Raw genomic sequence first — 9,957 nt, 5'->3', positions numbered from 1 at the left:
GCGCTGCAGTAGCGGCGCCGTGGTGTTTCGATGGCCGCATGGTGCTTCTCGTCGGCACGTCGGGCTGGCAGTACAGGGACTGGCGCGACGTCCTGTACGTGGCCGGGACGCCGCAGCGGCTCTGGCTGGAGGAGTACGCGGCCCGGTTCGCGACCGTAGAGAGCAATAACGCGTTCTACCGGCTGCCGTCCCTGGAGACGTTCCGGGCGTGGCGGGACCGCACCCCGCCGGACTTCGTCGTCGCCGTCAAGGCGAACCGCTTCCTCACGCACATCAAGCGGCTGCGGGAGCCGGAGGAGCCGGTGGAGCGGCTGATGAGCCACGCGGCCGGGCTCGGCGACCGGCTCGGGCCCGTGCTGCTCCAGTTGCCGCCGACCCTGCGGGCCGATCCGGGGCTGCTCGACACCTGCCTCGGCTGCTTCCCCTCCGGTGCGCGGGTGGCGGTGGAGCCGCGGCACGACTCGTGGTGGACGCCCGCCGTGCGGGGCGTGCTGGAGGCGCGGGGCGCCGCGCTGTGCTGGGCCGATGTGGCGGCGCGGCCGGTGACGCCGCTGTGGCGGACGGCGGACTGGGGTTACGTACGGTTCCACGTCGGCCGTGCCCGGGAGTGGCCGCGCTACGGGCGGCAGTCCCTGGAGACGTGGGTGCGGCGGGTCGCGGACACGTGGGCCGGCGACGAGGACGTGTACGCGTACTTCAACAACGACCCGAACGGTGCCGCCGTGCATGACGCCGTGGCGTTCGCGCGGGCGGCGCGGGCGGCGGGGCTGGCCGTCACGCGCACCCCGCCGCACCTGCCGCCCGACGCACCGGCCACGGAGCCGGGTCGGGCCTGACGGGACCTGACAGGACGTGACGGGCCCGATGAGCCCGACGGCCTGACGGGCCTGACGGGCCCGCGCCCCGCGGCCGCGCGGTTGCGGTCAGCGGATGTCCGCCTCCGCCCGTGGCCGCCGTCGCGCCGCGACGCTCGCCGCGCCGCCCAGCAGGAAGGCGACGGGCAGCGACACCAGCACGACCGTCTGGAGCGGGAACCAGTCGAGGTGCCAGTCCGGGAACAGCGCGAGCGGCGCGCCCGAGAAGACCGGGCCCGACACCTGGAGGCCGACGGCGGAGCCCAGTCCTCCGTACAGGGTCCAGAGCAGTCCGGTCCGGGTGTAGCCCTTCCAGAAGAGGGTGTACAGCAGCGCCGGGAGAAGGCAGGACGCCGCGACGGCGAGCGAGAGCGCCGACAGGAACAGGACGTTCCAGCCCTGGACCGACACGGCGAGCACGATGCTCAGGACGCCGACGCCTGCGGACGCCCAGCGGGCGGCGGTCACCTCCTGCCGTTCGGTGGTGCGGCCCCGGCGCAGCACATGCGTCCAGAGGTCGTGGGCGAACGCCCCCGCGGCGGCCAGCGTGACGCTCGCGACGACGGCCAGCGTGGTCAGGAACGCCGCAGAGGTGACGAGGACGACGAGGAACGCCCCGCCGACCTGGGCGGTCGGGCCGCCCGCCAGTTCGTCGGCGAGCATCAGCAGGGCGCCGTTGCCCGCCGGGTCCGCCGCGATGATCGCGGGCGCCCCGACGAGCGCGGCGGCACCGAGGCCCATGAGGGCGGTGGCGACGCAGAAGCCGGCGACGATGCCGAGGGTGTGGCGTACGGTGCGGCGCGCCGTGGCCGCGTCGGGGGCGGTGCTGAGCTGGGTGGCGACGTGCGGCAGGCACGCCACGCCCAGCACGATGGTGACCATCAGGCCGATGTGGTCGAGGGTGCTCGCGGGCTCGGTACCGGCGGCGAAGCGCAGCCCGGGGCGCAGGTGTTCGCCGGGGCGGCCGCTGCCCTGCGCGGCGGCGTCGATGAGCGCGTCGGTGCTCCAGTGGAAGCGGTGCAGCAGCACGGCCGTGACCACGAGGGCGGCGCAGAGCAGGACGGCCGTCTTGATGAGCTGGATGACGACGGTGCCGCGCATGCCGCCGAACACCGTGGCGCAGACGACGAGCGCGCCGATCATGACGATGGCCGTCTGTTCGGCACCGGCGCCGGACAGTCCGAGGAGGGCCGCGGTGGTGACGCCCGCGCCGGAGAGCTGGACGACGAGGTACGGGACGCTGACGCTCAGAGTCACGACGGCGACGGCGATCCGCACGGCGGGGCCGGGCGCCCGCAGGGCGAAGGTGTCGCCGAGCGTGTACCCGGCGCGCTCGCGCAGCGGCCGGGCCAGGAGCAGCAGCACGCCGAGGGACAGGACGGTGCACAGGGCGATGAACATGCCGTCGTACCCGAAGACGGCGACGCTGCCCGTGGTGCCGAGGACGGTGGCCGCGGACAGGTAGACGCCGGACAGGACGAGGGCGCCGCGCAGGGGCCGCAGGGTGCGGCCGGCGGTGTAGAAGTCGCCGGCGTTCTCGCGCTCGGGTGCGCTCAGAGCGCAGATCAGCAGGACGGGCACGATGATCGCCAGGAAGCCCACGAGGACCAGGGAGCTGGAGGCGCCGTCGAGGGCGCCCGACGCGGTGAGCGCGGTCGCCGTCCGGGGGTGCGTCGTCATTCCCGCCACCGCCCCGGCTGCTCGGCCGCCGCCGCGGGCGGTTCGGGCTCGTGCCGGTCGGTGCGGGCGTGGTCCGCGTGGCGGTCGTACCGTACGGCCGTCACCACCAGCAGGGCGCCCTGGAGGAGGAGCCCCAGGAGGCCGACGGTGGTCTCGCCCCAGACGCGGGTGGCGAGGAACGCCTCGGCGGACTGGGCGAGGAGCAGGTGGACGGCCAGGGTCGCTCCGTTGACGACGGCGAAGACGGTGCCCGGGCGGGGGCGGCGCCGTGGGGGCTCGTGGAGCGGTGGTTCGTAGGCGTAGGTCATGGCGGACTCCTGGCGGGCGCGAACGCGGACGCCGACGCCGACGCCGGGGCGGATGCCGGCGTGGGGCACGGGCATGAGCGTGGGCGTGCGGGCGTACGGGCGTGGCCGCGGACGCGGGACCGCGTACGGCTGCGGAAGCGGCTGCGGAAGCGGCTGCGATGGGTGTGCGGGGACGCGGGCGGGCGTGTGGGGCCGCCGCCGACGGGAGCCCACGAGAGCACCCGGGGCCCGGGCCCGTCCATGCCGTGCGCGCGGGCCGTTGTGCGCGCCCAAGGCGCGGCACGCGCGCTTGTGCGGCTGCCCAGTGGGGCGCGGGTGCGCGGCGGGTGGCGGGTCGTCAGGAGGCGGGCGGGTGGTGGTGCGGCCCGGCGTCGGTGACGCCGACGCCCAGGCGGTGGGCGTCGAGGGCGAGGGTGAGCCGCACGAGGTCCCGGGGGCGGGTCAGGGCGAGCCCGGTGAGCTGTTCGAAGCGGCGGAGCCGGTTGAGGACGGTGTTGCGGTGGCAGAACATGCGCTGCGCGGCCCGGGCGGCGGATCCGCCGTGCTCGATCCAGAAGCCGACGGTGTCGAGGAGCGTGTCGCGGTCGGCGGGCTCCAGCGCGTACAGGGGCCGGAGCACGCCCTGGGCGAGCCGGGCGGACAGGTCGGGGCGTGCGACGAGGAGGCCGTCGGGCAGGCGGGTGTCGAGGCGGGCGACCTCGCCGTCGGCGCGGCAGGTGCGCAGGGCGAGTGCGGCCAGGTCGCGTGCGCGGGCGAGGCCTTCGAGGCCTTCCACGACCGGGCTGACGCCGACGCGGAACCCGGCGCCGGCGTCGAGGGCGGACACGAACGCATCCAGAGGGCGGTCTCCGAGGTGGGCGACGAGGATGTCGTGCCGCCCGCCCGTCTGGCGCAGGACGCGGACGCCGGGCACGTCGGGGTCCGTGCCGGGGACACGGCCGTACGGGGGTGTCGCGGCGAGCACCGCCACCGCGTACCGGCCGTCGAGCGGCAGCCCCAGGATGCCGGCCGCGCTGCGCACGAACTCCGGCCGGTCGCGGCTCTCCACGAGGGCGGCGAGGACCAGGCGTACGCGTTCGCCGTGCCGGCTGGCGACGCCGTCGGCGACCTGCCGGTAGGCGTCGGCGACGAGGACGGCGTCGCGGTCGTTGCTCTTCCACACCAGCTCGGCGACGTGGACCAACTGGCGGGTGTCGCCGAGCCGTTCCTCGTCCACGACCTTGATGATCGCGTTCCAGACCTCCGAGCCCGCGACGCGGAAGGCGTGCAGCACCTCGTCGAGGGGGCGGCCCTGTTCGGCGCGCCTGCGTCCCAGCTCCCGCGTGGAGCGCTCGACGTCCGCGAGCCGTCCGGGGTCCAGGGCCGCCTCCAGGGCGTGCCGGACCCCGGTGCCCACGGTCAGGCGCACGTCCGGCGGGGCGAGGACGGGGTCGGCGTAGTACGGCACTTCGGCGCGGATCTTCCCGACCACGGAGTCCGAGAACTCCTGCCCGCGCCGCAGCAGGCTGCCGCAGGCGCGCTCGAAGAGGCGGAGAGGAGCGGGGTCCGGGGAACTGCTGTGCATGGGGCCCTCCCTTACGGAGGGGCCCATGCTAAGCAGTCGCTTACGCCACGGCGAGCCCCCGACCACACCCTGATACGGCTCCCTGTGCGGCGCGCTTGAGGACGTGCCGTCAGGCCGGGAGCAACTGCCCGGCCGCGTCGCCGTGCTCCCGGTACCCGCCGGCCAAGGGCCCGTCGAGGAGGGCGCCCGGGGTGCGGCGTGCGGACATGCGGAGCTCGATGATGCCGCGCACGGCGGGCCACTCCTCGTCGAGGACCGAGTAGAACGCCGTGTCCCGCACCACCCCGTCCAGACCGCGGCAGTGCGCCCGCCGGACACCTTCGCAGGTGACGCCGAGCCGCTCGATCGCGGCGCGGGAGCGGGTGTTGCGGGCGTCGGCGCGCAGCGTGACCCGCCGGACGCCCCAGGTCTCGAAGGCGTGCCGCAGCATCAGCAGCTTGGCCTCCGTGTTGACGCCGGTCCCGCGCGCCTCCCCGGCGATCCAGGTGTTGCCGATCTCGACGGCGTCGGGCACGGCCGTCGCGGGGTCGCCGTACGGGACCCCGGTGACCGGGGGCCACACCAGCGGGCCCCGCCAGTAGTCCAGTTCCAGGAACCGGGTGGAACCGACCACCCGGCCGTCCGCGGCGCTCACCAGCGCGAACGGCAGCGCCCGCCCCGCGGCCTGATCGGCCAGGGCGCGCGCGACGTACTCGTACGACGCGTCGAGCCCGTCGGGCACGGGTGTGTAGGCGAAGGCGGCGCGCTGGTGCGCACCGGCCCACGCGAGGCCCTCGGCGTGGCGCAGGGCCAGCGGCTCCAGGCGCACGGTGCGCCCGGCAAGGACAACGGGTACAGGCACGGAACCTCGGGTCTTCCACAAGCAGGGGGAGCTCCCGCGTCGGTACGCGGCACGGGAGCGGCGGGGGCTCGCCGGGCCGGGGCCCGCACGCCACCGCGGAGTGGGTGAACGCGCAGGTGAGCCGTTTCGGCACGGTGCGAGGAAGGACAGTATGCAGCCCGGGCGGGGTGCTGAACAGAACCCCGGGGGAACGTGTTCGCACACCCGGGTGAAGCCTTCCCCACCACCTCTCCGGCAGCCCTCCCGCAGCCCTCCCGCAGCCCTCCCCCCGGCGCTTCCCCGGCGCTTCTCCGGAGGTTCTCCGGAGGTTCTCCGGCCTTCCCCCGGCGCTTCCCCGGCCCTTCCGGGAGCGGTCCCCCGCCGGCCCGTGACGGGTCAGGCGCCCGTGTCGGCGAGGTGCCTGCGGAGGCTCAGCGGGCGCATGTCCGTCCACACCCGTCCGATGTGGTCCAGGCACTCCTGCCGCGGCCCCGCGGTGCCCTCGGCGTGCCATCCCGGCGGCAGCTCGCGGTCCGCCCTCCAGATCGAGTACTGCTCCTCGTCGTTGCGCACGACCAGGTACTCCTGCTCGTCGGTCTCGCTCATCGCGCTCCGTCCTCCCTCACTCGGCTCGGTCGACGGGCCCAGCGTGGCCCGGCCCCCGGCCGGCCGACAGGGACAAACGCGCAGCAGCTCGTGCGCCGCACCCTGCGGCTCCTTCCCTGGTGGCCGCGCGCGCCGCACCGGCAGTGTCGTCAGGGCCAGACGTCACGTCGTCACGTCGTCACGTCGCGCCACGCCGCCGTCCCTCCTTCGGAAGGAGTTCCGCCATGCCGGACATGCCGGAGACCGTTCATCTGCCCGCCGGGGGGTGGCGCCTGTGGGAGCACTTCGCGCTGCGCGGGCCCGGTTTCCCGGCCGAGGGGGTCCTGCGGCTCGCCCCGCCCGGACTCGCGGCCGCCGCCGACAAGTTCGGGCCGGACGACGCGCCCGCCGGTGCGGAGTGGGAGGCGTTCACGGAGGAGTTCGACGCGGGTGCGGTACGGACGGCGGAGCTGCTCCAGGAGATCGCCGCGAGCCCCCGGTTCAGGGCGGCCGTCGCCTGGCAGAACCCGACCGTGCTGCGTACGGGGGTGGCGCCGTTCCTGTCCTGGACGCCGACCGCCGCGGGCCGCACGAGCATGCCGCGTCAGCGCGAGGAGCTCGTCGCGCACTATTGGCAGCGGTTCTGCGTCAAGAACGACACGATCGGCTTCTTCGGGCCCGTCGGCTGGGGCCGCTGGGACCTCGCGGGCGACGGGATCACCGTCGACCCGGGCCACGGCTTCCTCGCCGACTCCCGGGTGTACTTCTCCAGTTGGGCGATCGACGCGCTCGCCCGGAGCCTCGACGCCGATGCGGCGCTGCACGCCTGGATACCGCCGCGCCGGGTCTCGCTCGTACGGGTCGAGGACGGCACCGTGCGCATCCCCGGCCGGCGGCCGCAGGACATCGCCGAGCCTGCCCGCACGGTGCTGGCCCTGTGCGACGGGACGCGGACGGTCGCGGAGATCGCGGACGCGGCCGCCCTGTCGCCGGAGGAGGCCGCCGACACCGTACGGTCCCTGGTGGCGGCGCGGTGGGCGCAGTGGCGCCTGGAGGTGCCGTCGAGCACCCACCCGGAGCGGGAGCTGCGCGCGATCCTCGAACGGATCGGTGACCCCGCCGTGCGCGAACCCGCCCTGGAGAAACTGGCCGTGCTGGAGCGCGGCCGTGACGCGGTGCGGGCGGCCGGCACCGACGCCGACGCGCTGACCTCGGCGCTCGGCGCCCTGGAGGCGGACTTCGCGGCGCTCACCGCCACCGAGGCGCAGCGCGCCAAGGGCGCGAGGACGGCGCCGTGCCGGGGGGTCGTGTACGCCGACTGCCGGCGGTCCGCGACGGCCGCGCTCGGGTCCTCGTTCCTCGCCGAACTGACGCCGCTGGCCCTGTGCCTGACGGCGGCGCGGTGGATGACGAACCGGTTCGCGGAACGCGTCCGGGCCCGGATCCGCCCGGTGTACGACCGGCTCGCCGCCGGCGGCGCCCGCGTCGACCTGGCGTCGCTGTGGCTGGCGTGCCTGCCGTCGCCGCACCCGAAGGCGGAGGACGACCTCGCCGCCGTACAGGCCGAGCTGCGGGAGAAGTGGGCGCGCGTCCTGCGGCTCCCGGAGGGGGCGCGGCGGGTGCGGCTGTCGTCCGCGGACGGGATCGCGGAGCGGGTGCGGGCGGAGTTCGACGAACCCGGCTCCGGATGGTCGCTGTCCCGCTACTTCAGCCCGGACGTGCTCGTCCTGGCCGAGGACGCGGACGCCGTGGCGCGCGGCGACTTCGAGCTGCTGCTCGGCGAGATGCACTGCGCGCTCAACACGATGGGCGCGTCGCTCTTCGTCCACCAGCATCCCGACCGGGACGCGCTCGTGGCGGAGACGACCCGTGACTTCCCGGGGCCGCGGCTGCTGCCGATGCTGCCGAAGGAGCTGCCGCTGAAGTGGTCGGCGCGCAGCAGGCCGTCCCTGGAACGGCCCGAGGACTACCAGGTCGCCCTGGTGGACCACACCGGAGACCCGCACCGGCCGCGCACGGTGCTCGCCGCCGACGTGACCGTCGAGGTGCGGGACGGCGGGCTCGTCGCCGTACTGCCGGACGGGGCCGCGTTCGACCTGCTCGACGTGTACGCCAACACGCTCACGCAGCGCGCCATGGACCGCTTCACGCTGCGCCCCGAAGGGGACCACACGCCCCGTATCACCCTCGACAAGATGGTCGTGGCGCGGGAGACCTGGACGCTGCCGGCGGCCGAACTGGGCTTCGCCGAGGACAAGTCGGAGGCGCGGCGGTTCGTACGGGCCCGTGCCTGGGCGCGGGAGCGTGAGCTGCCGCGGTTCGTGTTCGTCGTGTCCCCGGCCGAACCGCGGCCGTTCTACGTCGACTTCGACAGCCCCGTGTACGTGAACATCTTCGCCAAGGCCGCCCGCCGCCTGGCCCGCAAGGACCCCGGGGCGCGGCTGGTGGTCAGCGAGATGCTGCCCACGCCCGAGCAGGCGTGGCTGAAGGACGACGCCGGGCAGGTGTACACGTCCGAGCTGCGGTTCGTGGCCGTGGACCAGACGGCTGTCGAGGGGGCGCTGTGATGCGTACCTTCGTCGACGACATCGCCGCGCACGCGGCGCGCGAGCCCGGCCGGGTGGCCGTGACCACGCCGGACGGCGACCTGACGTACGCGGAGCTGACCGCCCGGGTCGACACCCTCGCGGCGGCGCTGCGGGCGCGGGGCGCGGGCGCCGAGACGGTGTGCGCCGTGGCCCTGGAGCGCGGGGCGGACGCGGTGGTCGCGATGGCCGCCGCCGTACGGTGCGGGGCCGCGTTCCTCACCCTCGACGTCGAGCAGCCGGCGCGGCGGCTGGCGGCGCTGGTGCGCAGCGGGGGCGCGGACCTGCTGGTGACCACGTCGGGGCTCGCCGGGCGGCTCGCACTGCCGGTTCCCGGGCCGCCGGTGCTCCTGGACCGGCCCGCCGACCCCGCCGCAGGACCCGCCGCAGGACCCGCCGCAGGTCCCGCCACGGGAGTCCGGCCGCCCGCCGGGCCGCCGCCGGACGGGCGCGCCCTGGCCTACGTCAGCCACACGTCCGGTACGACGGGTGAGCCGAGTCCCGTGCTGATCGAGCACCGCGGTCTCGACGCGTACCTGCGGTTCGTCGTCCGCGACTACGGCCTCGGCCCGGACACGGTGGCGCTCCAGGTCGCCCCGCTGGGGTACGACGCGTCCGTACGGGACACGTTCGCGCCGCTCCTCGCGGGCGGGCGGCTCGTGGTCGTGCCGCGTTCCGCGCTGCTGCGGCCCGACGGGTTCGGCGCCGCGGTGCGGGCGCACCGGGTGACCGCGCTGCTGAGCGTGACCCCGTCGTTCCTGTCCTTTCTCGCGGGGCGGCCCGACGCGGAGCGGCTGCTGGCGGGCGTACGGCTCGTGGTGTCCAGCGGCGAGTCGCTGCGGCCGTTCCTGGCCGCGGGCGGGCGGGCGCTGGTCGACGGCGTGCTGGTCAACCAGTACGGGCCGACGGAGTGCACCATGACGTCGACCCGGTACGCCGTGCCCGCCGAGCCGCCGACGGACGCCGACATCGTCGGGACGCCCATCGACGGGGTGGTCGTCCGTCTCCTCGACGAGGACCTGCGGCCGGTGCCGGAGGGCGCCGTCGGTGAGGTGTGCATCGGCGGGTCCGGCGTGGCGCGCGGATACCGGGGCCTGCCCGCCCGTACGGCGGAACGCTTCGTACCGGACCCGTCGGGGCCGCCGGGGGCGCGGCTGTACCGGACGGGCGACCTCGCCAGGCTCGGGCCCGGCGGGCTGCACTACCTGGGGCGGAGCGACCGGCAGGTGAAGATCCGCGGCTACCGGGTCGACCCGGCCGAGGTCGAGGGCGCCCTGCTGGCCCACGCCCGCGTCACGGGCGCGGTCGTCACCGCCGGCACGGACGACGCGGGACGGGTGTTCCTCGTCGCGCACGTCACCGGCGACCTGGCGGACACCGGCGACGCGGCGCTGCGCGCGCACCTCGGCGCGACACTGCCGCCGCATCTGATGCCGCGCCGGTTCGTACGGCTGGCGGAGCTGCCCACGACGCGGGGCGGCAAGGCCGACCGGCGGGCCCTCGCGGAGACGGGAGGCCGGCCGTGACCGCGTCCACCTCCCTGTCCGGGTCCACGTCCTCG

At 75.7% G+C, this 9,957-nt stretch carries 8 protein-coding genes; 3 read left to right on the top strand and 5 right to left on the bottom strand.

Annotated elements, in window-relative coordinates:
* Positions 1 to 38 precede the first annotated feature (38 nt).
* Positions 39 to 836: a DUF72 domain-containing protein gene (locus HTZ82_RS01075; protein ID WP_175407335.1), complete on the top strand. Its 798-nt coding sequence runs from the start codon at positions 39 to 41 to the stop codon at positions 834 to 836.
* 87 nt (positions 837 to 923) lie between these two features.
* Here HTZ82_RS01075 and HTZ82_RS01070 read toward each other — a convergent pair whose 3' ends face one another.
* From HTZ82_RS01070 to HTZ82_RS01050, 5 genes are all read right to left on the bottom strand, one after another.
* Positions 924 to 2,534 carry a cation acetate symporter gene (locus tag HTZ82_RS01070; RefSeq protein ID WP_175407334.1) on the bottom strand — a complete coding sequence of 537 codons (1,611 nt, stop codon included), beginning with the start codon at positions 2,532 to 2,534 and terminating at the stop codon, positions 924 to 926.
* A complete protein-coding gene (locus tag HTZ82_RS01065) occupies positions 2,531 to 2,917 on the bottom strand; it encodes a hypothetical protein (RefSeq protein WP_175407333.1) in 387 nt (128 codons plus the stop codon). Before HTZ82_RS01065 ends, HTZ82_RS01070 begins: the two co-directional genes overlap by 4 nt.
* A gap of 262 nt (positions 2,918 to 3,179) precedes the next feature.
* Positions 3,180 to 4,406, bottom strand: a complete 1,227-nt coding sequence (locus tag HTZ82_RS01060) for a CdaR family transcriptional regulator (protein ID WP_254711543.1) — start codon at positions 4,404 to 4,406, stop codon at positions 3,180 to 3,182.
* A 109-nt stretch (positions 4,407 to 4,515) separates the two neighbouring features.
* Positions 4,516 to 5,247: a GNAT family N-acetyltransferase gene (locus HTZ82_RS01055; protein ID WP_175407331.1), complete on the bottom strand. Its 732-nt coding sequence runs from the start codon at positions 5,245 to 5,247 to the stop codon at positions 4,516 to 4,518.
* Positions 5,248 to 5,622: 375 nt separating this feature from the next.
* Positions 5,623 to 5,832 (bottom strand): MbtH family protein, encoded by a 210-nt coding sequence (locus HTZ82_RS01050; RefSeq protein ID WP_175407330.1) that lies wholly within the window; start codon positions 5,830 to 5,832, stop codon positions 5,623 to 5,625.
* Positions 5,833 to 6,065: 233 nt separating this feature from the next.
* Here HTZ82_RS01050 and HTZ82_RS01045 point away from each other — a divergent pair, with 233 nt between their 5' ends.
* Both HTZ82_RS01045 and HTZ82_RS01040 read left to right on the top strand, forming a co-directional pair.
* A complete protein-coding gene (locus tag HTZ82_RS01045) occupies positions 6,066 to 8,378 on the top strand; it encodes a lantibiotic dehydratase (RefSeq protein WP_175407336.1) in 2,313 nt (770 codons plus the stop codon).
* Positions 8,378 to 9,922: an amino acid adenylation domain-containing protein gene (locus HTZ82_RS01040; protein ID WP_175407329.1), complete on the top strand. Its 1,545-nt coding sequence runs from the start codon at positions 8,378 to 8,380 to the stop codon at positions 9,920 to 9,922. Before HTZ82_RS01045 ends, HTZ82_RS01040 begins: the two co-directional genes overlap by 1 nt.
* Positions 9,923 to 9,957: the final 35 nt, after the last annotated feature.

It is taken from the genome of Streptomyces sp. TRM64462, from assembly GCF_013362995.1.
Lineage (GTDB): Bacteria > Actinomycetota > Actinomycetes > Streptomycetales > Streptomycetaceae > Streptomyces.
This window is presented reverse-complemented; position numbering and strand designations above follow the sequence as displayed.

What these genes read in the sequence shown, in the direction of transcription:
- HTZ82_RS01075 (WP_175407335.1), top strand. Translation starts at nt 39, where the DNA reads ATGGTGCTTCTCGTCGGCACGTCGGGCTGGCAGTACAGGGACTGGCGC.
- HTZ82_RS01070 (WP_175407334.1), bottom strand. Translation starts at nt 2,534, where the DNA reads ATGACGACGCACCCCCGGACGGCGACCGCGCTCACCGCGTCGGGCGCC.
- HTZ82_RS01065 (WP_175407333.1), bottom strand. Translation starts at nt 2,917, where the DNA reads ATGCCCGTGCCCCACGCCGGCATCCGCCCCGGCGTCGGCGTCGGCGTC.
- HTZ82_RS01060 (WP_254711543.1), bottom strand. Translation starts at nt 4,406, where the DNA reads ATGCACAGCAGTTCCCCGGACCCCGCTCCTCTCCGCCTCTTCGAGCGC.
- HTZ82_RS01050 (WP_175407330.1), bottom strand. Translation starts at nt 5,832, where the DNA reads ATGAGCGAGACCGACGAGCAGGAGTACCTGGTCGTGCGCAACGACGAG.
- HTZ82_RS01045 (WP_175407336.1), top strand. Translation starts at nt 6,066, where the DNA reads ATGCCGGAGACCGTTCATCTGCCCGCCGGGGGGTGGCGCCTGTGGGAG.
- HTZ82_RS01040 (WP_175407329.1), top strand. Translation starts at nt 8,378, where the DNA reads ATGCGTACCTTCGTCGACGACATCGCCGCGCACGCGGCGCGCGAGCCC.